This is a genomic window from Pseudomonas sp. BGA-UO-ETr-WB11 (assembly GCF_059567785.1).
The window spans coordinates 109349-129639 of the sequence record NZ_JCAQOS010000005.1 but is presented as its reverse complement, the minus strand read 5'-3'; the positions used below and the strand labels follow the sequence as shown (position 1 = coordinate 129639).

Genomic DNA, 20291 nt, shown 5'->3' with positions numbered 1-20291 from the left:
CTCTCAGTCCTCGGTTAATTCTGTTTGTTCTGATGATTCGGTTTCGCTGCGGCCCAGGGGCAGGCGGCACTCCAGACACAGGCCACCGCCGGGGTCTGGATGGGCCTCCAGAGCGCCGCCGAAACCTTCGATGATGCTGCGACTCATGGACAGCCCCAAGCCCAAGCCCTCGGGTTTGCTGGTGTAGAACGGGGTGAAGATATGCGCCAGCACGTCCGCCGCCACGCCAGCGCCCTGGTCGGTGACGCGGATGCACAGCTGGCCGCCCTCCTCGTGGGCGCTCAGCTCGATCCGCGAGGGCTCGTGGGGATGGGCGTCGCGGTTGGCATCCAAGGCGTTGCGCAGCAGGTTGAGCAGCACCTGTTCGAGCAGCACGCGGTCGGCATACACGCTGGGCAGGCCGGAGTCGAAGGCTTCATCGATGCTGATCTGCCGGTTACTGGCCTCCCACTGACAGAGGCGCACCGCCTCGCGAGCCACCTCGTCCGGCTGCAGCGCCTGCATGCGGCGCTGGCCCTTGCGCAGGAAACCGCGCAGGCGCTTGATCACTTCGGCAGCGTGATTGGCGTGTTCGGTAATTCGCTCCAGGCCCTGGGCCACCCGCGCGGCCGCCTGCGGATTGCTGCCCAGGCTTTGCAGGTAGCGCTGGCTGGCGCCGGCATAATTGACCACCGCTGCCAGCGGCTGATTGATTTCGTGGGCGATGCCCGAGGCCAGCTCGCCAAGGGTGACCAGCCGTGCGGTGTGGGCCAGCTCGTCCTGATGGCGGCGCTGCTGGGCCTCGCGCAATTCGCGCTCGGTCATGTCGCGGGCCACCAGCGAGTAATAGCGCTCGCCGCCGGCCGCGCAGTGAGCCAACAGCACCAGCGACACCGGCAACGGCGGCGCCGCTTGGCGCAGCAACTGCGCTTCGCTGTTCCACACGCCTTGCTGCTCGGCGGTCAGTCGCCCCTCGCCATGCAAGCGCTGCAAGTCAGCCGCTGGCAGTAGGCTGTCGAGGGCCGGCAGCGCGGCATCTGCGTCCAGGCCAAGGGCACGCCGTGCCGCCGGATTGAGATAGCCGAGGGCACCATCGGCCTCGATAAACAGCACCAGGTCGGTGTTGGCCTCGACCACTTCGGCCAGGCGCCGCAGGTTCTCTTCAGCCTGCACGCGGGCGGTGATATCGCGCGACACGCTGACCACTTCCACCACGGCACCGGTGTAGGTTTCGCGGATCGCCCGGCTGGCGGTTTCGAACCACAGGTAGTGGCCGGCCTGGTGGCGGATGCGATAGGTCATGGTGTGATAGCCGGCCTGCTCCAGCGCCTCGGCGGTGCGCTGCACCAGCAGGTCCTGGTCCTGGGGATGGAACAGGCTCTGCACCCGCACCCCGCGCAGCTGCTCCGGCCAGTAACCGAGCAGGGTCCAGCTGGCCGGCGAGGCATCGAGGAAGCAGCCGTCCGGGGTGTGGCGGGAAATCAGGTCGGTGGTGTTCTCGGTGATCAGCCGGTACAAGCGCCGGGCCTGAGTGGCCTCGCGGGCCTCGCGCACCTCGACGCTGGCATCCCGGCAGCGCGCCAACACCCGCTGCGCCACCGGGTCGGGAATAAAGCTCCAGATCAGGATGCGCGCGCCATCCTCAGCCTCCACTGCTTCGATGGCCCGGCCCTGACTCAGGCAGGCGCGCACCAGCGGTACATAGTTAACCGGCAGCAACTGGGTCAGCGCACTCAGCGGGCGCTCGGCCAACAGGCCCTGCAGAGCCAGGTTGTACTCCAGCAACTGCGCCTCAGCGTCCAGCAACAGACTCGGCTGCGGATCGGCCGCCAGCAGTGGTGCGCTGCGGGTTATACCGGCGGCCAGTTGGGTCAGTTGGCTCAGCAAGGTGCGCAACCAGGGCAGCCAGTCAAGGCTGGCGCCTTCATCCACCTCCAGCAACAGCACGCCCGGCTGCCCCGGCAGCAACTCCAGAGCCAGTGCTTGGCCATGACTGAGGGCTGCGCGACGCAGGCGTCCGGCCAACCAGCACGGCAACTGGCGCAACGCCTCCAGGCTAAGCTGGGGCTGCTGCTGCAACTGCTCGAACAACAGCAAATCGCTGGCCGCCAGCGGGTCGCCCTGGCCCGGCGGCAAGGCTAAGCCGCCACCTTCCTGGGCATAGGTGCGACTGCTGGCCTGCCAGCACAGGTACCAGGCCTGGCGCACCGGCCCACAAGCCAGCACGGCATGGCGCAAGGCCTCGGCACGCTGAGCCAGGGGCACGGCTTCGCGCTGCAAACGCAACCAACTGTGCAAGGGCACCGCCAGGGCATCGACCGGCAGAGTCATCGGCAAAATCCTATAGTAATTAACCTATACAACCATGGTATAGCTTCCATATACAGCCAGTAAAACTTATAAATCTCACCCGGCCATTAACCGGTAATGCTGCACAGGCTACCGGAATATCCAGCGCTAACCATTCGCCAAAGGTGTCATCTGCCATGTCGATCTACGATCAAGGTCTCAGCCCCGCTGCCGTCAACCACATTGCCCTCAGCCCGCTGAGCTTTATCGAACGTACGGCCGCGGTCTATCCGCAGTACCCGGCCGTGGTGCATGGCGCCATCCGCCGCAACTGGGCCACCACCTATGCTCGCTGCCGACGCCTGGCCTCGGCCCTGGCTGGCCGTGGGATCAAAAAGGGCGACACGGTGGCGGTGATGCTGCCGAACATTCCGGAAATGCTCGAAGCGCACTTTGGCGTGCCGATGATCGGCGCGGTGCTCAACCCGCTGAACGTGCGCCTGGATGCCGAAGCCATCGCCTTTATGCTGCAGCACGGCGAAGCCAAGGCGCTGATTGCCGACCGCGAGTTCTTCGACGTGATCCACGCCGCCGTCGGCATGCTCGACCACCCGCCGCTGGTGATCGACGTCAATGACCCGGAATACGGCGAAGGCCAGGCGGTCAGCGACCTCGACTACGAAGCCCTGCTGGCCGAAGGCGACCCCGAGTTTGCCTGGCAGTGGCCGGCTGATGAGTGGGACGCCATCAGCCTCAACTACACCTCCGGCACCACCGGCAACCCCAAGGGCGTGGTCTACCACCACCGTGGCGCCTACCTGAACTCCCTGGGCAACCAGATGACCTGGGCCATGGGCAACCATCCGGTGTACCTGTGGACCCTGCCGATGTTCCACTGCAACGGCTGGTGCTACCCCTGGACCATCACCGCCCTGGCCGGCGTGCATGTGTTCCTCCGTCGCGTCGACCCGCAAAAGATCCTCAACCTGATCCGCGATGAGCAGGTCACCCACCTGTGCGGCGCACCGATCGTGCTCAACGCCCTGGTCAACATGCCCGACTCGGCCAAGGCCGCCATCGACCACCCGGTCAAGGCCATGGTCGCTGGCGCGGCGCCACCCGCCAAGGTGATCGGCGCGGTCGAGGAAATGGGCATCCACGTCACCCACGTCTATGGCCTTACCGAGGTCTACGGCCCGGTCACCCTGTGTGCCTGGCACGCCGAGTGGGACGCCCTGCCGCTGGAAGAGCGCGCGGTGATCAAGGCCCGTCAGGGCGTGCGCTACCCAACCCTGGAAGCAGTGATGGTCGGCGACCCGAAAACCCTCGAGCCGGTACCGCGCGACGGGGAAACCATCGGCGAGATCTTTATGCGCGGCAACACGGTGATGAAGGGCTACCTGAAAAACCCCACCGCCACCGCCGAAGCCTTCGAGGGCGACTGGTTCCATACCGGCGACCTGGCTGTGTGTCACCCGGACGGCTACGTGGAAATCCGCGACCGCCTAAAGGACATCATCATTTCCGGCGGCGAGAACATCTCCACCATCGAGCTGGAAGGCGTGCTCTATCGCCACCACGGGGTGCTGGAAGCCGCCGTGGTAGCACGTCCGGATGAGAAATGGGGCGAAACCCCCTGCGCCTTTATCACCCTCAAGACCGACCACCAGGACGTCAGCGAGGCCGAAATCATCAGCTTCTGCCGCGACCATCTGGCCGGCTTCAAGGTGCCGCGCACGGTGGTGTTCACCCAGCTGCCGAAAACAAGCACCGGCAAGATCCAGAAGTTCGTGCTGCGCGACATGGCCAAGGCGCTCTAAGCGCCCAACCGCAGCACTTTCGGCATGTTCCTGGCGCGCGCTGCAAGCGCGTCAGGCCACGCTGCGCCCCGCGATTGGTGGGCGAGCCGCTCCATCCACAACAAAAACCAGGAAATCCGCATGAGCTTAACTGCGCCGTCCCACGCCCAGAGCTGCGATCGCATTCGCAGAAATCCCAAATTCCAGCAACTGGTGCGCCGCCGCTCGCGGCTGTCCTGGTCGCTGAGTGCCGCAGTGCTGGGCACCTATTACAGCTTCATGCTGGTGGTGGCTTTTGCCCCGCAGTGGCTGCACGCCCCGCTGAGCCAGGGCGGCATGCTCTCGGTCGGCATCCCGGTGGCTGCGTCCATCATCGTGGTGTCCTGGCTGCTTACCGGCTGGTACGTACGCACCGCCAATACCGAGTTCGACGCGCTCAGCGCGCAACTGCTGGAGGAGCTGAAATAATGCGCCGCACTCTCTCCCTGAGCCTCGCCGCCCTGTGCCTGGCGCCCATGGCCGCCATCGCCGCACCGCTGCTGACGGCGGAAAAACAACCGCTCAACCTGCATGCCATCGGCATGTTCTTCGTCTTCGTCCTCGGCACCCTGGCCATCACATGGTGGGCCGCACGACAAACCAAATCCACCGCTGACTTTTACACCGCCGGTGGCGGCATCAGTGGCTTCCAGAACGGCCTGGCGATTGCCGGCGACTATATGTCCGCCGCCACCCTGCTGGGCTTGTCCAGCCTGGTGTTTGCCAAGGGCTATGACGGTTTCGTCTACACCGTAGCGTTCTTCGTCGGCTGGCCGCTGATCACCTTTATGATGGCCGAACGCCTGCGCAACCTTGGCCGTTTCACCTTCGCCGATATCGTCTCCTACCGCCTCGACCAGACGCAGATCCGCACCTTCGCCGCCTTCGGTTCGCTGACCGTGGTGTGCTGCTACCTGGTGGTGCAGATGGTCGGCGCCGGCCAGCTGATCAAGCTGCTGTTCGGCCTCGACTACTCCACCGCGGTGATGGTGGTCGGCGCCCTGATGCTGGTGTATGTGATCTTCGGCGGCATGATCGCCACCACCTGGGTGCAGATCATCAAGGCCGTGCTGTTGCTGGCCGGTGGCACCACCCTGGCGGGCCTGACCATGGCCGAGTTCGGCTTCAGCTTCGAAACCCTCGCCGCCCAGGCGGTGGATGCCCACGCCATTGGCGACAAGATCATGGGCCCGGGCAGCATGCTCGCCGACCCGATCAACGCCGCCTCGATGTCCCTCGGCCTGGTCTTCGGCATCGCCGGGCTGCCGCACATCCTGATGCGCTTCTTCACCGTGCCGAATGCCAAGGAAGCGCGTAAGTCGGTGTTCTACGCCACCGGCTTTATCGGCTTCTTCTTCCTGGTGGTGATGGTGCTGGGCTTTGCGGCCATCGTCATCGTCGGCAAAGACCCGCAGTTCTTCGTCGGTGGTGACACCAGCGGTGCCCTGATCGGCGGCGGCAACATGGTCGCCATGCACCTGGCCAAGGCCGTGGGCGGCAACCTGTTCCTCGGCTTCCTCTCGGCCGTGGCTTTCGCCACCATCCTCGCCGTGGTCTCGGGCCTGGCACTGGCAGGCGCCTCGGCGATCTCCCATGACCTCTATGCCACCGTGCTGAAGAAGGGTACGGCCAGCGAGAAGGACGAGATGCGCGTCACCCGCATGGCCACCGTAGGCCTGGGCATCATCGCCATCTGCCTGGGTATTTTGTTCGAGAAGATGAACGTGGCGTTCCTCGTCGGCCTGACCTTCGGCGTGGCCGCCTCGACCAACTTCCCGGTGCTGATCATGGCCATGTACTGGAAGGACCTGACCACCAAGGGTGCCCTGCTCGGCGGCCTCACCGGGCTGGTCAGCGCCATGCTGCTGGTCGTCCTGTCGCCGGCGGTATGGGTTACCGTGCTGGGCAATGCCCAGGCGATCTTCCCCTACGACCACCCGGCACTGTTCTCCATGCCACTGGCCTTTCTGGTCATCGTCGTGGTCTCCAAGCTCGACCGCAGCCCTCGCGCGGCCAAAGAGCGCGCCGCCTTCGACGACCAGTTTGTGCGTGCACAAACCGGCCTGGGCGCCGCTGCGGCCTCCAACCACTAATCGGCTAAACCATTGAGCGTTGGCACGGCGCCTCCCGCGGGGCGCCGTGCTTTTTTATTCCGGGCTGGCGTCCACTGTGCTGCCCGCCCTTACAGGACACCGTCATGCGCACCCTCACCACCCTTAATGGCAACACCCAGAAGCTCGACGGCGGCGCCATGTTCGGCAACGCCCCCAAGGTCCTGTGGCAGCGCTGGGTACAACCCGACGCCGACAACCGCATCGACCTCGGCTGCCGCGCTCTGCTGGTGCAGGAGCCGGGGCGCAATATCCTGATCGAGACGGGCATCGGCGCCTTCTTCAGCCCCGAGCTAAAGCAGCGCTTCGGCGTGCAGGAAGACCGCCATGTGCTGCTCGACAACCTGGCCAAGCTGGGCCTGAGCGATGCCGACATCGACATCGTGGTGCTCACCCACCTGCACTTCGACCATGCCGGTGGCCTGCTCGCCGCCTGGGAGGCCGACCAACCGCCGCGCCTGCTGTTCCCCAAGGCCCAGTTCATCACCGGCAAGCGCCACTGGCAGCGCGCCAGCCGTCCGCACCCGCGTGACCGCGCGTCGTTTATCCCTGACTTGCTGGAGTTGCTGCAGGCCAGCGGCCGCCTGCACCTGCTCGACGAATGCACCAGCACCCCGCTGCTCGGCGCCGGCTGGCACCTGCACTGGAGCGATGGCCACAGCCCCGGGCAAATGCTTCCGGAAGTGGCCATGGCCGACGGCCCGGTGCTGTTTGCCGGCGACCTGATCCCCGGCGCACCCTGGGTGCACCTGCCGATAACCATGGGATATGACCGCTTTCCCGAAGGCCTGATCGAAGAAAAGGAATGCCTGCTCGACAGCCTGCTGGCGCGCAACGGCCGCATCGTCTTCACCCACGACCCGCAAGTGGCCATGGGCCGCGTGGCCCGCGATGAAAATGGTCGCTACAGCCTGAGCGAAAGCTGGCTGACGGTGCAGGGCTTGCAGCAGTAACCGGCGCTTAGAAGCCGCCCTGCACGCCGAGATTAACGCCCAGCTCGGCGGCCACGGTGAACGGCAGAAACAACGTGTCCAGCAGCATGCTGAAGGGTAAATCCAGCCAAGCATGCTTAGGCGCTTCGGCGCCGAAACGATCCATTGGACAGCAGCCACCATGCAGGCTGTACCAGTCCAGGCGGGTGCCGGAGTAGATCAACGGCGCGCCCTGCTTGGCCGCGTCGGCGGTACGCACGCTGGCGCAGCCGGGCAGCAGCAGGCTGGCCACCAACAGCAGCGCCAGGGGCTTATTCATCACGGCTACCACGGTGCTGTTCGCCCCAGCGCGGCAGCATGTCCTGGGGAATATTCAGGCAATTGAGAATGCGCGCGACGACGAAATCGATCAGGTCGTCGATGCTCTGCGGCTGGTGATAGAAGCCTGGCGAGGCCGGCAGGATGGTCACCCCGAGGTTCGACAGCTTGAGCATGTTCTCCAGATGAATGCTGGAAAACGGCGCCTCGCGCGGCACCAGAATCAGCTGCCGGCGCTCTTTGATCGCGACATCAGCAGCGCGCTCAATGAGGTTATTGCAGGCGCCCGTGGCAATCGCCGACAAGGTGCCGGTCGAGCACGGCACCACCACCATCGCCGTGGGCGCACCGGAGCCGGAGGCCGCCGGGGCCATCCAGTCTTCCTTGTCATACACGCGGATCTGCCCGGCGCTGGCGCCGGTGTATTCGCTGAGAAACTGCTGCATAGCCTGGGGCTTGGGCGGCAGGGTGACATCGGTTTCGGTGGCCAGCACCAGCTGCGCGGCCTTGGAAATCAGGAAGTGCACCTCGCGCTCTTCACGCACCAGGCAATCCAGCAGGCGCAGGCCGTACTGGGCGCCCGAGGCACCGGTCATGGCCAGGGTGACGCGATCTGGGCTACTCATTGCAGCGCTTCCGCGAGTTTGCCGTGCAGGCCGCCGAAGCCGCCGTTGCTCATCACCACAATCTGCGTACCCGGCGTGGCCAAGGCGGTCACGGCGGCGATGATCTGTTCCAGCGAGTCACACACCGTGGTCGGCACCGTACTGCTGGCCACCGTCGCGGCCAGGTCCCAGCCGAGGTTGGCTGGTGCGTACCAGAACACATGGTCGGCCTGCACCACCGACTCGGGCAAGCCGTCGCGGTGGGCGCCGAGTTTCATCGAGTTGGAACGTGGCTCGACGATGGCGATCAAGCGCGCACCGCCGATGCGCTTGCGCAGGCCGTCGAGGGTGGTGGCGATGGCCGTCGGATGGTGGGCGAAGTCGTCATAGATGGTCACGCCACGGACTTCGGCGACTTTCTCCATCCGCCGTTTGACGTTCATAAAGGCGCTCAGGGCAGCGATGCCCAGTTCCGGCACCACGCCGACATGGCGCGCCGCCGCCAGGCAGACCAGCGCGTTGGCAACGTTGTGCTGGCCTGTCAGTTCCCACTCGACCACACCTTGGGCCACGCCGTCGAAACGCACCTCGAAGCGCGAGCCGTCGTCATGCAGCAGGCGCGCCTGCCACTGGCCGCCATCACCGGTGGTTTGCACCGGGGTCCAGCAGCCCATCCCAATCACCCGCTGCAAGGCGGCCTCGCCCTGCGGATGAATGATCAGGCCGTCACCGGGAATGGTCCGCACCAGGTGGTGGAACTGCCGCTCGATGGCCGCGAGATCCGGGAAGATATCCGCGTGGTCGAACTCCAAGTTATTCAGGATCGCGGTGCGCGGGCGGTAGTGGACGAACTTGCTGCGCTTGTCGAAAAAGGCGCTGTCGTACTCATCGGCCTCGACCACAAAGAACGGCGTGCCGCCCAGACGTGCGGAAATACCAAAATTCTGCGGCACACCGCCAATCAGAAAGCCCGGACTCATGCCGGCATGTTCCAGCACCCAAGCCAACATACTGCTGGTGGTGGTCTTGCCATGGGTGCCCGCCACGGCCAGTACCCAGCGACCCTGCAGCACATGGTCGGCCAGCCACTGCGGGCCGGAAACATAGGGCAGGCCCTGATTCAGCACATATTCCACCGCCGGGTTGCCCCGCGACAGGGCATTACCGATCACCACCAGGTCCGGGGCCGGCGTCAGCTGAGCGGCATCGTAACCCTGGGTCAGCTCAATGCCCTGAGCCTGCAACTGGGTGCTCATGGGCGGATAGACATTGGCGTCGGAGCCGGTCACCCGGTGGCCCAACTCCTTGGCCAGCACGGCCAGCGAGCCCATGAAGGTGCCACAGATACCGAGAATATGGATGTGCATGCTTGACCTCAAAAGCGGCCATGAATGCGCCCTCAACAGAGGTCGACACGGCCTGCGGAAACAGGCCCGCAGGTTACCGCAGGCGCCGCAGGGCGACCAGCGCGACGGTTAGCCGAGCAGCGCCTAGGCTATGGTCTGCACACGGGTTTCTACCTTAACCTCAGCGCTATAGCGTTGCATAAAGCCTACAAATCAAACGCTTGCTTGGATTGCGCTTTCTACCTAGATTCGGCAGCATCAGAAACGTTTGTGGCATAGCGCCTGCATATGCCTTTAGCCCTACTCCACTGAAAAGAGGCTCACCATGCGCATAGTCCAAGCTACACCGGAGCACCTGGACCTGCTGACTCCGCTGTTTGTGAAATACCGTGAGTTCTATGACGCCATGCCCTACCCGGAGTCATCGCGCAGCTTTCTGGAGAAGCGCCTGACCCGCAAAGAGTCGGTGATCTACCTGGCCATGGCCGATCACGAAGACAAGCTCATGGGCTTCTGCCAGCTGTACCCAAGTTTCTCTTCGCTGTCGCTCAAACGCGTGTGGATCCTCAACGACATCTTCGTGGCCGAAGACGCTCGTCGTCAGCTGGTCGCCGACCGCCTGATCCAGCAAGCCAAAAAGCTGGCCAAAGAAACCAACGCCGTGCGCCTGCGCGTGTCCACCAGCATCCACAACGAAGTGGCGCAGAAGGTCTACGAGTCGATTGGCTTTCGCGAAGACAGCAAGTTCAAGAACTACACCCTCGAACTGGATGACTGACTAGCCGTCTCCCGTGTGGTCGTTCAAGGCTTGGCGCCAACGCCGCCTGCTGGCTCGCCACCCGGTTGCCGATAGCGCTTGGGCAGCGGTACACGCGCAACTGCCGATCCTCGACGGCCTCGATGCCGTCGAAGACCAGCGCTTGCGCCAGCGCGCTGTACTGTTTCTGCACGCCAAGCACCTCAGCGCCCTGCCCGGCGTCAGCCTCAGCGATCACGACCGCCTGTGCCTCGCTGCCCTCGCCGAACTGCCGCTGCTGCACTTGGCCGACCTCGACTGGTACCAGGGCTTTCACGAACTGGTGCTCTACCCCGACGATTTTCGCAGCCCCCAGCAACACCGCGACGCCAGCGGCGTGGTCCACGAGTGGGACGCCGAGCACAGCGGCGAAGCCTGGCTGCAGGGCCCGGTGATTCTGGCCTGGCCCGGCGTGCAGCAGAGCGGCCAGTGGGATGGCTACAACCTGGTGATCCACGAACTGGCGCACAAACTGGACATGCTCAACGGCGACGCCAACGGCCTGCCGCCCCTGCACCGCGACATGCGCCAGAGCGACTGGGCCGACGTCATGCAGAGTGCCTACGACCACCTCAATCAGCAACTCGACCAGCATCCGCACCGCGAACCGCCCATTGATGCCTACGCCGGCGAGAATCCCGCCGAGTTCTTTGCCGTGTGCAGCGAATATTTTTTCAGCGCCCCCGACCTGCTAATGGCCGCCTACCCACAGGTTTACGAGCAGCTGCACGCCTTCTACCGCCAGGATCCACTGGCCCGACTGCAGCGACTGCACGGTCACACCCATGCAGCAGATACACGACCAATGGCGTAGGTTCTCGGCATAGCAACGGCGCGCGAATATGCCTATAATCGCGCCACTTTTTTGGCCCATCCTTGGGAGTCACCCTATGAGCTACAGCAAGATTCCAGCCGGCAAAGACGTGCCGAACGACATCTACGTCGCCATCGAAATCCCGGCCAACCACGCGCCGATCAAGTATGAAATCGACAAGGACAGCGACTGCCTGTTCGTTGACCGTTTCATGGCCACGCCGATGTTCTATCCGGCCAACTACGGCTACATCCCCAACACCCTGGCTGACGATGGCGATGCCCTCGACGTGCTGGTCGTGACCCCATACCCGGTCGCCCCAGGCTCGGTCATCCGCGCCCGTCCAGTCGGCGTTCTGCACATGACCGACGAAGCCGGCGGCGACGCCAAGCTGTTGGCCGTACCGCACGAAAAACTGTCGCAGCTGTACAACGACGTTAAGGAATACACCGACCTGCCAGCCCTGCTGCTGGAACAGATCAAGCACTTCTTCGAGAACTACAAAGACCTCGAAAAAGGCAAATGGGTCAAGGTTGAAGGCTGGGGCAACGCTGACGCTGCCCGCGCCGAGATTTTAAAGGCGGTTGCGGCTTACCAAAAATAAGCCAAACCCTCCCCCTAAGAGCCGGCCACAAGCCGGCTTTTTTATTGCCTCAAGATTTAAAGCCCAGAACGACAAACAACCGTCAGCGCCTGCAGGTTTTTTACTCGGCCAAACCGCAGCCGGCCAAGACCTGTGAGCAGGCCCCTGGATTTGCCCGCGGGGCCTAGCTCTGCTAGTGTCGCGCCGGTTCCAGCACCGCCGAGAGAGCCACCATGGCCCGCAAAAAAGCCACGCCCGATTTCGAACAGTCCCTCGCCGACCTGCAAACCCTGGTCGAGCGCCTGGAAAACGGCGAGCTGTCGCTGGAAGACTCCCTCAGCGCTTTCGAGCAAGGCATCGGCCTGACCCGCGACTGCCAGGCGGCGTTGAGCCAGGCTGAGCAGAAGGTGCAGATCCTCCTCGAACGCAACGGCGAGCTGGAGGAAGCCCCCTTCGACGCGGATCAGCCGGCATGATCGACGCGTACCAGAGCCAGTGCCAGGCGCGGGTCGATGACGCCCTCGCCGCCCTCTTCGAAGCACCGCTGCCGCAACTGCAACGCCTCTACCAAGCCATGCGCTATAGCGTCATCAATGGTGGCAAACGGGTGCGCCCGCTGCTGGTGTATGCCGCCTGCGAAGCCCTCGGCGGCAACGCCAGCAGCGCCAACGCGGCAGCCTGCGCGGTGGAGCTGATTCACGCCTACTCGCTGGTGCATGACGACCTGCCAGCCATGGACGACGACGACCTGCGCCGCGGCCAGCCAACCACCCACATCGCCTTCGACGAAGCCTGCGCGATACTCGCCGGCGACGGCCTGCAAACCCTGGCCTTTGAAGTGCTCGCCGACGCCCGCCACAACCCGCTGGACGCCGAGGTGCGCCTGCGCATGCTCAGTTGCCTGACCCGCGCCGCCGGCCCGGCTGGCATGGTCGGCGGCCAGGCCATCGACCTCGGTTCGGTGGGTTGCAAACTCGACCAGGCGGCCCTGGAGCTGATGCACCGGCACAAGACCGGCGCCCTGATCGAGGCCAGCGTGACCCTCGGAGCCCTCGCCAGCGGTCTGGCCGACGAGTCCGCACTGCAAGCCCTGCAGCGCTATGCCCAGGCCATCGGCCTGGCCTTCCAGGTGCAGGACGATATCCTCGACGTGGAAAGCGACACCGCCACCCTGGGCAAAACCCAGGGCAAGGACAGCGCCAACGACAAGCCCACCTACCCGGCCCTGCTTGGCCTGCCGGCGGCGAAAAGCTACGCCCTGGAGCTACGCGATCAGGCCATCGCCGCCCTCAGCCCCTGGGGTGAAAGCGCCGAGCCGCTGCGCGCGCTGGCGCGCTTTATCGTCGCCCGCAACAGCTAGCCCTACCGTAGCCCGGATTACATCCGGGCTACGCGTTCACCAATCACTTCAGCCCAAGCGTGCCGGCAACAGGCGCAGGCGCACCAGCAGCCAGGGCATCAGGGCCGCAACAAAGCCGCCCAACAGCAAGCCACGCACGCTCTGCCACAGCAGGTCCGGCCAGGCCAACTGCGTGCCCAGCCACTTCAGTGCACTTTGCAGAGCGATAAACGCCAGCGCGCCGATCAACGCCGCCAGCAACCGGCGCCACCAGTGGGTGCGGGCATGGAAATCCAGCAACCGCCCTTCCAGCCAGTAACCAAGCAGCACGCCCACCAGCATCCCCGCCAGCAGCGGCACATAGCTGGGCGCCAGACCCCGCCAGCTGAGCTGAAAGAGCAGCGCCAACAGCACCACCAACGCCAGGTGCCAGAACGGGTTGAGCGCCTGCCAGCCTTCCCAGCGCTGCAACAGAGCAAAGCTGGCAAGGGTCAAGGCACCCAGCGCGGCGCCACCGAGCACGTCTTCCAGGTCATGGGCACCGAGGTACAGGCGGCTGAAGATAATCCCCAGCACGATAAAGCCACTCAGCCAGTTGAACACCCGGCTGCGCGCCTCATAGGCCAGCCATAACCACAGCACCACGGCGATCTGCGCATGCCCCGAAGGCAAGCCAAAACTGGCGCCCACCTCATGGTCCAGGCGGTATTCCAGCGGCGGGCGCGGGTCCTGCCAGAGGTCCTTGAGCCAGGCATTCAGCACCGCGGTAAAAGCCACCAACAGGAACAGGCGCAGGAAGATCGCCTTGTTCCAGGCCCAGTAGCCCAGCGGCAGAAAGAACAGGATGAATTTCTCGTAGCCTAGGTAACTGAAGCCGTGCATCAGTGTGGTTAGCCAGTCGTGGCGCAGCGGCAGCACCCAGGACAGGTCGTGGAGGAGCTCGGGCATGGTTGGCCTCTTGTTAGTGTTGCGCCAGGCGCAAGGTTACGCAGTGTCGCCGCCACCGGTACGCCGCGCAATCCTCAACAGGCCGTTGAAAAATGTAGGCGAGGCAGCCGAGGCAAGGCAAAAACAGGCTAAACGTAGCGAAGCGCAGTAACAGCCATAGGCTGGCCCGCAGGGCGAGCGTAGCGAGTCAAAAGCGGAGTTTACATGCTGTAAATGAGCATTTTGAGACGTCGCGTCCCGGCCTGTTTTTAACGCCGTATCGGCAACGTAGGTAGTTTTTCAACGGCCTGTTAGCCGTGCTGGGATGCAGCCAGCGCCAACACCTGCTGACGCAACCAACGGTTGCTCGGCTCAGCTTCGGCCTGCACCGACCAGTACAGGTTCAGGGTCACCGGCGGCAGGGCCAGCGGCATGTCCAGCAGGCGATTGCCCAGCCCGGCATTCAGCAGTTCGGCATAGCGCCGCGGCAGGCTCAGCAGCAGCGGCGCATGAGCCACCAGCAGGGCCGCCGAGAGGTAATGCTGGCAGCGCTGCCGCACCTGGCGGGCCAGGCCCAGATGGCCCAGCGCCAGGTCCTCGACGCAGATACCGCGGCGCCGCGAGGTCACCGCCACATGCTCGCAGGCCAGGTAGCGTTCGGCCGTCAGCTCACCACTGAAGCCTGGGCCGACCATCACGCACAAAGGGTCTTGCAGCAGCACCTGCTGGCGCAGTTGCGCATCGGTAGGGCGAGCGATCTCCACCGCCAGGTCGACTCGCCCCAGGGCCAGCTCGCGGCGCAACTCGGCCCAGTGCAGGCTGGTGCTGCGTACCTGCACCTGCGGTGCATGCTGCTGCAAGTGGGCGCAAATCGCCGGCAGCAACAGCGGCTCCATCTGTTCCGGCATGTTCAGGCTGAAGCTGCGCCGGTCGTGCAACGGGTCGAACGCCGCCACCCGCGTCACGCTGCGCTGCAAACCGGCCAGGGCATCGAGAATCCCCGGTGCCAGCTGCTCGGCCAGCGGCGTCGGCGCCACCCCACGGCCCTCGCGCACGAACAGCGGATCACCCAATTGCTCGCGCAGACGTGCCAGGGCATGGCTGACCGCCGACTGACTGAGGTGCAGCAGCGCCGCCGCCCGAGTCAGGTTGCGCTCGCGGTAGACCACCTCGAAAACCCGGAACAGGTTTAGGTCCAGGCGCTTTAGCGCCGGCCACTCATGTGCGTCATTCATGCCTGCCATCCAACACTCTTGGAGACAGCCAGCCTAACAGGGCCAACCCGCCGACGAAGCATGCATAGGATTCATGCATGCCGATGCATAAGCATCAGTTCTGCCGCAGCCAGCGGCTACCTAAGATGCTCGCCTGATAAAAACAACAGAGTCATCGCCATGAACCCAGTCGCCTACCTCGACCAGTTGACCGCCCTGCAAGCGGCAGCCTGGCCCGCCGCCGTCCCGCGCAGCGTCACCTACCCCCATGGCCAGCAGCCCCTGAGCGAATACCTGCGGGCTTGGGCACGCTTGCAACCGGACAGCGTGGCACTGGATTTCTACGGCCACAGCCTGAGCTACGCCGAGCTGGACCAGCAGTCCGACCGCTGCGCCGCGCTGCTGGCCGAACTGGGCGTGCGTCCTGGCGATCGGGTGGCGGTGTTTATGCCCAATTGCCCGCAGCTGCATATCACCTTCTACGCCATCCTCAAGTGCGGCGCGGTGTATGCGCCGGTCAGCCCGCTGAGCAAGGCCCTGGAACTGAGCTACCAACTCAAGGACAGCGGCGCACAGGTGCTCCTCTGCTTTGACCAGTTGCTGCCGGTGGTACGCGCGGTGCGCGACGACTGTGGGCTGCGCCATGTGCTGGCCAGCAGCCTGTCGGAGTTGCGCCCAGCGGCGCCGAGCATCCCGGTGGCCGACCTGCTGCTGGCGCCGAAAATCAGCGGTGACGATTTCCTCGATTTCTACCCAGCCCTGGCCGCCTGCACGGCCGCCGTGCCAAGTCATCGCCCGCAACTGGATGACCTCGCCGCACTGAACTACACCGGCGGCACCACCGGCCTGCCCAAGGGCTGCATGCACAGTCACCGCGACATGCTCTACACCTGCGCCAGCTTCGTGCCGACGGCCTTGGGCCTGGACCGCGACAGCGTGCTACTGAACTTTCTGCCCGAGTTCTGGATTGCCGGGGAAAACGCCGGCCTGCTGTTCCCGGTCTTCGCCGGCTGCCGTCTGGTACTGCTGGCGCGCTGGGATGCCCTGGCCTTTATGGCCGCCGTGCAGCATTACCGAGTCAGTCACTGCGGCCTGCTGGTCGACAGCGCCGCCGAGGTGCTGGACCACCCCCACGTGGGCGACTACGACCTGCGCTCGCTGCAGCGCACCGGCAGCATCTCCTTTATCAAGAAACTGACCCGCGACTACCGCGCACGTTGGCAGGCGCTGAGCGGCTGCAGGCTGTTCGAGTTCAGCTTCGGCATGACCGAAACCCACACCTGCGACACTTTCACCTGGGGCCTGCAAGACGACGACTTCGACCTCACCAGTGCACCGACCTTCGTCGGCCTGCCGGTGCCCGGCACCCAGTTCAAGGTCTGCGACTTTGCCAGCGGCGCACTGCTGCCACTGGGCAGCGAAGGCGAGCTGTGCGTGCGCAGCCCGGCGCTGATGCAGGGCTACTGGCAGCGCCCGGAGGAATCCGCCGCCGCGCTCAAGGACGGCTGGCTGCACACCGGCGACCTCGGCCAGATCACTGAGCAAGGCTTTATCCGCTACCTCGGCCGCCGCAAGGAGATGCTCAAGGTCAACGGCATGAGCGTGTTCCCCAGCGAGCTGGAAGCCCTGCTCGGGCAACACCCGGCCCTACTGGCCAGCGCCGTGATCGGCCGCCCCGACGCCCAGCGCGGCCAGCAGCCAGTGGCCTTCGTGGTGCTCAAACCGGGCAGCGCGGAAGATGCCGAGACACTTGCCGCCTGGTGTCGCAACGCCATGGCCAGCTACAAGGTGCCGGAGATCCGCATGGTCGCGGCGCTGCCGATGACCGCCACCGGCAAAGTGAAGAAGAACGAATTGGAGAACCTGCTGTGAGCGCGCCCTTTACTGCCCTGCTGATCGCCAACCGCGGCGAAATCGCCATCCGCATCGCCCGCGCCTGCGCCGACCTGGAGATCCGTTCGGTGGCGGTGTTCGCCGAAGACGACGACGCCAGCCTGCACACGCGCAAGGCCGACCTCGCCGTGCCGCTCAAGGGCCGTGGCGTGCCGGCCTACCTGGACATGGACCAGCTGATCGCCATTGCCGCCGCCCAAGGCTGCGACGCCATCCACCCCGGTTACGGCTTCCTCGCCGAGAACGCCGAGTTCGCCCGCCGCTGCCAGGCCGCCAGCATCACCTTTATCGGCCCAGCGCCGGAGGTGCTCGAACTGTTCGGCGACAAAGCCGCCGCCCGCGCCCTGGCCGAGCGCTGCGGCGTGCCGCTGGTGGCCGGCATCAACCAAGCGGTGAGCCTGGAACAAGCCCAGGTCTTCTGCGCCGAGCATGGCGCCGTGATGCTCAAGGCCCTGGCCGGTGGCGGTGGCCGCGGCATGCGCGCGGTGTTCGAGCCGGCGACACTGGCCGAAGCCTACGCCCGCTGCCAGTCCGAGGCGCAGGCGGCGTTCGGCAACGGCGCCCTGTACATCGAACAACTGGTGAGTGACGCGCGGCATATCGAAGTGCAGGTGCTCGGCGACGGCTCCGGTGCCGTCAGCCATCTGTGGGAACGCGACTGCAGCCTGCAACGACGCAATCAGAAACTGGTGGAAATCGCCCCCAGCCCCGACCTGGACAGCGGTGTGCGCGACGCCATGATCGCCGCCGCCCTGCAACTGGCGGCCGACGTGAAGTACTGCGGCATCGGCACCTTCGAATTCCTCCTCGACGTTGCACAGCCGGGGCGCTTCTACTTTATGGAAGCCAACCCGCGGGTGCAGGTGGAGCACACCGTCAGCGAACAAGTCACCGGCATCGACCTACTGCACACCCAGCTCAAGCTGATCGCCGGCCAGTCCCTGGCCGCACTCGGCCTGTTGCAGCCGCCGGCCGTGCAGGGCTTCGCTGTGCAACTGCGGATCAACCTAGAAACCCTGCACGCCGACGGCAGCACACGCCCGGCGGTCGGCACCCTGACTGCCTTTGATCCGCCCAGTGGCCCCGGCTTACGCGTGGATGGCTACGGTTACGCCGGCTACCCGGTAAGCCCCAGTTACGACTCGCTGCTGGCCAAACTGATCGCCCAGGGTGCGGACTACCCGGCGGCCCTGCGCCGCGCCTACCGAGCCCTCAGCGAGTTCCGCCTGGAGGGCGTGGCCAACAACCTGCACCTGCTGCAAAACCTGCTGCGCCACCCAGCCGTGCAGCGCCATCAGGTCAACACCCGCTTTGTCGAGAACCAACTGACCGAGTTGCTCGCACCTCAACCACAGGCCCACGCCCATCGCTATTTCGCCGTCAGCAGTGCCAGCGTGGCCGCCACCCTGCACAGCGTCGACGCACCGCCCGGCAGTGTGCCGCTGACCACTCCCAATACCGGCGTACTGGTGTGCCTGGAGGTGGCCGAGGGCGATGCCGTGGCCGCTGGCCAGAGCATCGCCGTGCTGGAAGCGATGAAGATGGAGTTCGTGGTCAAGGCCAGCCATAGCGGCATCGTCCGCGCCCTGGCGGCGCAACCGGGCGACACCCTCGCGGAAGGCCAGACCCTGCTGTTTATCGAACCCGCCGAAGTCGACGGCAGCGCCCAGCATAATGAGCAGAGCCTGGACCTGGCGCATATTCGCGCCGACCTCGCCGAGGTGCTGGAGCGTCACGCCCTGCTCACCGATGCCCGCCGCCCCGAGGCCGTGGCCAAGCGGCGCAAGACCGGCCAACGCAGCGCCCGGGAAAATCTCGCCGACCTGCTGGACGACGGTAGCTTCAGCGAATACGGCGCCCTGGCCCTGGCCGCACAACGGCGTCGGCGCTCAACCGAGGAGCTGCTGCAACTGAGCCCCGCCGACGGCCTGATCGCCGGTATCGGCACGGTGAATGCCGAAGCGTTCGGCAGCCAGGCCGCGCGCTGCATGAGCATCGCTTACGACTACACAGTGTTCGCCGGTACCCAAGGGGTGATCAACCACAAGAAGACCGACCGCATGCTGCAACTGGCCGAGCAATGGCGCCTGCCGTTGGTGCTGTTTGCCGAAGGCGGCGGCGGACGGCCGGGTGATACCGACTTCGTCGGCGTGGCTGGCCTCGACTGCCACACCTTTGTCGGCATGGCCAAGCTGTCCGGGCTGGTGCCGCTGGTGGGCGTGGTGTCCGGGCGCTGCTTCGCCGGCAACGCCGCCCTGCTCGGCTGCTGCGACGTCATTATCGCCACCGAGAACGCGACTATCGGTATGGCCGGGCCGGCGATGATTGAGGGCGGCGGTCTCGGCCGCTTCACGCCCGAGCAAGTCGGCCCGGTCAGCGTGCAAGGCCCCAACGGCGTGATCGACGTGCAGGTGGCCGACGAGGCCGCCGCCGTGCAGGTGGCCAAGCAATACCTGAGCTACTTTCAGGGCCCGCTGGCCGACTGGCAATGCCGCGACCAGCGCGAGCTGCGCCAGCTGATCCCGGAAAACCGCCTGCGCGTGTATGACATCCGCCAGGTGATCGCCACCCTGGCCGACGCCGACAGCGTGCTGGAGTTGCGCCGCGCGTTTGCCCCGGGGCTGATTACCGCGCTGATCCGCATCGAAGGCCGGCCGTTTGGCCTGCTGGCCAACAACCCGGCGCACCTCGGTGGCGCCATCGACGCCCAGGCCGGCGATAAGGCCGCACGCTTTATGCAGCTGTGCGATGCCTTCGACATCCCCTTGCTTTCACTGTGCGACACCCCCGGTTTTATGGTCGGCCCTGAGGCGGAAAAACAGGCCACCGTGCGGCATATCTCGCGCATGTTCGTCGCCGCCGCCAGCCTCACGGTGCCGTTCTTCACCGTGGTGCTGCGCAAGGGCTATGGCCTCGGCGCCCAGGCCATGGCCGCCGGCAGCTTCCATTCGCCGCTGTTCACCATCGCCTGGCCCAGCGGCGAGTTCGGCGCCATGGGCCTGGAAGGCGCGGTGCGCCTGGGTTTTGCCAAGGAACTGGCCGCCCAGAGCGACGCCGTGACGCAAAAAGCCTTGTTCGACAAGCTGGTGGCCAAGGCCTACGAGCAGGGCAAGGGCCTGAATATGGCCAGCTATCTGGAGATCGATGCGGTGATCGACCCCGCCGAAACCCGCGCCTGGCTGCTGCGCGGCCTCAACGCCACACCGCCGGCGGCGCCGCGCCAAGGCAAAAAACGGCCCTTCGTCGACACATGGTAAGCGCCCTGCGCGGCGGCCGAGCTGGCGCCGCGCGGTCACTTTGCACGGCA

At 65.3% G+C, this 20291-nt stretch carries 17 protein-coding genes; 11 read left to right on the top strand and 6 right to left on the bottom strand.

What is annotated here, in order from left to right; genetic code table 11:
• Positions 1-3: 3 nt before the first annotated feature.
• Positions 4-2310, bottom strand: a complete 2307-nt coding sequence (locus AC56DI_RS05995; RefSeq protein WP_496345339.1) for a PAS domain-containing sensor histidine kinase — start codon at positions 2308-2310, stop codon at positions 4-6.
• Between the two features lie 155 nt (positions 2311-2465).
• Here AC56DI_RS05995 and AC56DI_RS05990 point away from each other — a divergent pair, with 155 nt between their 5' ends.
• The 4 genes from AC56DI_RS05990 (at position 2466) to AC56DI_RS05975 (ending at position 7170) form a co-directional block, all read left to right on the top strand.
• Positions 2466-4088: an acyl-CoA synthetase gene (locus AC56DI_RS05990; protein WP_496345338.1), complete on the top strand. Its 1623-nt coding sequence runs from the start codon at positions 2466-2468 to the stop codon at positions 4086-4088.
• 120 nt (positions 4089-4208) lie between these two features.
• Positions 4209-4535, top strand: coding sequence for a DUF485 domain-containing protein (locus AC56DI_RS05985; RefSeq protein ID WP_496345337.1), 327 nt, complete (start codon positions 4209-4211; stop codon positions 4533-4535).
• Positions 4535-6199 carry a cation acetate symporter gene (locus AC56DI_RS05980; RefSeq protein ID WP_422586766.1) on the top strand — a complete coding sequence of 555 codons (1665 nt, stop codon included), beginning with the start codon at positions 4535-4537 and terminating at the stop codon, positions 6197-6199. The genes AC56DI_RS05985 and AC56DI_RS05980 overlap by 1 nt, the downstream gene beginning before the upstream one ends.
• A 104-nt stretch (positions 6200-6303) precedes the next feature.
• Complete coding sequence (locus AC56DI_RS05975) at positions 6304-7170, top strand: MBL fold metallo-hydrolase (protein ID WP_496345336.1); 867 nt, start codon at positions 6304-6306, stop codon at positions 7168-7170.
• Between the two features lie 7 nt (positions 7171-7177).
• Here the strand turns inward: AC56DI_RS05975 and AC56DI_RS05970 are convergent, their stop codons facing one another.
• From AC56DI_RS05970 to mpl, 3 genes are read right to left on the bottom strand one after another with little or no spacing between them, the layout of a single operon-like run.
• Positions 7178-7468, bottom strand: coding sequence for a YceK/YidQ family lipoprotein (locus AC56DI_RS05970; RefSeq protein ID WP_496345335.1), 291 nt, complete (start codon positions 7466-7468; stop codon positions 7178-7180).
• A complete protein-coding gene (gene ubiX / locus AC56DI_RS05965) occupies positions 7461-8093 on the bottom strand; it encodes a flavin prenyltransferase UbiX (RefSeq protein WP_422586763.1) in 633 nt (210 codons plus the stop codon). The genes AC56DI_RS05970 and ubiX overlap by 8 nt, the downstream gene beginning before the upstream one ends.
• Positions 8090-9439 (bottom strand): UDP-N-acetylmuramate:L-alanyl-gamma-D-glutamyl-meso-diaminopimelate ligase, encoded by a 1350-nt coding sequence (gene mpl, locus AC56DI_RS05960; protein WP_496345334.1) that lies wholly within the window; start codon positions 9437-9439, stop codon positions 8090-8092. Before mpl ends, ubiX begins: the two co-directional genes overlap by 4 nt.
• Before the next feature lie 304 nt (positions 9440-9743).
• Here mpl and AC56DI_RS05955 point away from each other — a divergent pair, with 304 nt between their 5' ends.
• The 5 genes from AC56DI_RS05955 to ispA all read left to right on the top strand — a co-directional run bounded on the left by AC56DI_RS05955 (position 9744) and on the right by ispA (position 12971).
• Positions 9744-10196 (top strand): GNAT family N-acetyltransferase, encoded by a 453-nt coding sequence (locus tag AC56DI_RS05955; RefSeq protein WP_496345333.1) that lies wholly within the window; start codon positions 9744-9746, stop codon positions 10194-10196.
• 13 nt (positions 10197-10209) lie between these two features.
• Positions 10210-11028 (top strand): M90 family metallopeptidase, encoded by an 819-nt coding sequence (locus AC56DI_RS05950; protein WP_496345332.1) that lies wholly within the window; start codon positions 10210-10212, stop codon positions 11026-11028.
• Positions 11029-11104: 76 nt separating this feature from the next.
• Positions 11105-11632: an inorganic diphosphatase gene (ppa, locus tag AC56DI_RS05945; protein ID WP_324518674.1), complete on the top strand. Its 528-nt coding sequence runs from the start codon at positions 11105-11107 to the stop codon at positions 11630-11632.
• Between the two features lie 212 nt (positions 11633-11844).
• Positions 11845-12087 (top strand): exodeoxyribonuclease VII small subunit, encoded by a 243-nt coding sequence (locus AC56DI_RS05940; RefSeq protein WP_324518677.1) that lies wholly within the window; start codon positions 11845-11847, stop codon positions 12085-12087.
• Entirely contained in the window at positions 12084-12971 is an 888-nt protein-coding gene (gene ispA, locus AC56DI_RS05935) for a (2E,6E)-farnesyl diphosphate synthase (protein WP_496345331.1), read from the top strand. The genes AC56DI_RS05940 and ispA overlap by 4 nt, the downstream gene beginning before the upstream one ends.
• Positions 12972-13019: 48 nt before the next feature.
• On the opposite strand, the gene AC56DI_RS05930 is transcribed toward ispA, so the two are convergent.
• The gene (locus tag AC56DI_RS05930) at positions 13020-13898 is read right to left on the bottom strand and encodes a phosphatase PAP2 family protein (RefSeq protein ID WP_496345330.1); all 879 of its coding nucleotides are present in this window, start codon (positions 13896-13898) and stop codon (positions 13020-13022) included.
• Positions 13899-14188: 290 nt separating this feature from the next.
• The gene (locus tag AC56DI_RS05925; protein WP_496345329.1) at positions 14189-15112 is read right to left on the bottom strand and encodes a LysR family transcriptional regulator; all 924 of its coding nucleotides are present in this window, start codon (positions 15110-15112) and stop codon (positions 14189-14191) included.
• Positions 15113-15271: 159 nt separating this feature from the next.
• Here AC56DI_RS05925 and AC56DI_RS05920 point away from each other — a divergent pair, with 159 nt between their 5' ends.
• Both AC56DI_RS05920 and AC56DI_RS05915 read left to right on the top strand, forming a co-directional pair.
• Positions 15272-16963, top strand: coding sequence for an AMP-binding protein (locus AC56DI_RS05920; protein ID WP_496345328.1), 1692 nt, complete (start codon positions 15272-15274; stop codon positions 16961-16963).
• Complete coding sequence (locus tag AC56DI_RS05915; protein WP_496345327.1) at positions 16960-20241, top strand: carboxyl transferase domain-containing protein; 3282 nt, start codon at positions 16960-16962, stop codon at positions 20239-20241. Before AC56DI_RS05920 ends, AC56DI_RS05915 begins: the two co-directional genes overlap by 4 nt.
• The last annotated feature ends 50 nt before the right edge of the window (positions 20242-20291 follow it).

Bases quoted from the DNA above. Each gene is read 5' to 3' on its own strand.
- AC56DI_RS05980 (WP_422586766.1), top strand. From the start codon at position 4,535: ATGCGCCGCACTCTCTCCCTGAGCCTCGCCGCCCTGTGCCTGGCGCCC.
- AC56DI_RS05995 (WP_496345339.1), bottom strand. From the start codon at position 2,310: ATGACTCTGCCGGTCGATGCCCTGGCGGTGCCCTTGCACAGTTGGTTG.
- AC56DI_RS05925 (WP_496345329.1), bottom strand. From the start codon at position 15,112: ATGAATGACGCACATGAGTGGCCGGCGCTAAAGCGCCTGGACCTAAAC.
- ispA (WP_496345331.1), top strand. From the start codon at position 12,084: ATGATCGACGCGTACCAGAGCCAGTGCCAGGCGCGGGTCGATGACGCC.
- AC56DI_RS05940 (WP_324518677.1), top strand. From the start codon at position 11,845: ATGGCCCGCAAAAAAGCCACGCCCGATTTCGAACAGTCCCTCGCCGAC.
- AC56DI_RS05930 (WP_496345330.1), bottom strand. From the start codon at position 13,898: ATGCCCGAGCTCCTCCACGACCTGTCCTGGGTGCTGCCGCTGCGCCAC.
- ppa (WP_324518674.1), top strand. From the start codon at position 11,105: ATGAGCTACAGCAAGATTCCAGCCGGCAAAGACGTGCCGAACGACATC.
- mpl (WP_496345334.1), bottom strand. From the start codon at position 9,439: ATGCACATCCATATTCTCGGTATCTGTGGCACCTTCATGGGCTCGCTG.
- AC56DI_RS05975 (WP_496345336.1), top strand. From the start codon at position 6,304: ATGCGCACCCTCACCACCCTTAATGGCAACACCCAGAAGCTCGACGGC.
- AC56DI_RS05955 (WP_496345333.1), top strand. From the start codon at position 9,744: ATGCGCATAGTCCAAGCTACACCGGAGCACCTGGACCTGCTGACTCCG.
- AC56DI_RS05990 (WP_496345338.1), top strand. From the start codon at position 2,466: ATGTCGATCTACGATCAAGGTCTCAGCCCCGCTGCCGTCAACCACATT.
- AC56DI_RS05920 (WP_496345328.1), top strand. From the start codon at position 15,272: ATGAACCCAGTCGCCTACCTCGACCAGTTGACCGCCCTGCAAGCGGCA.
- ubiX (WP_422586763.1), bottom strand. From the start codon at position 8,093: ATGAGTAGCCCAGATCGCGTCACCCTGGCCATGACCGGTGCCTCGGGC.
- AC56DI_RS05985 (WP_496345337.1), top strand. From the start codon at position 4,209: ATGAGCTTAACTGCGCCGTCCCACGCCCAGAGCTGCGATCGCATTCGC.
- AC56DI_RS05970 (WP_496345335.1), bottom strand. From the start codon at position 7,468: ATGAATAAGCCCCTGGCGCTGCTGTTGGTGGCCAGCCTGCTGCTGCCC.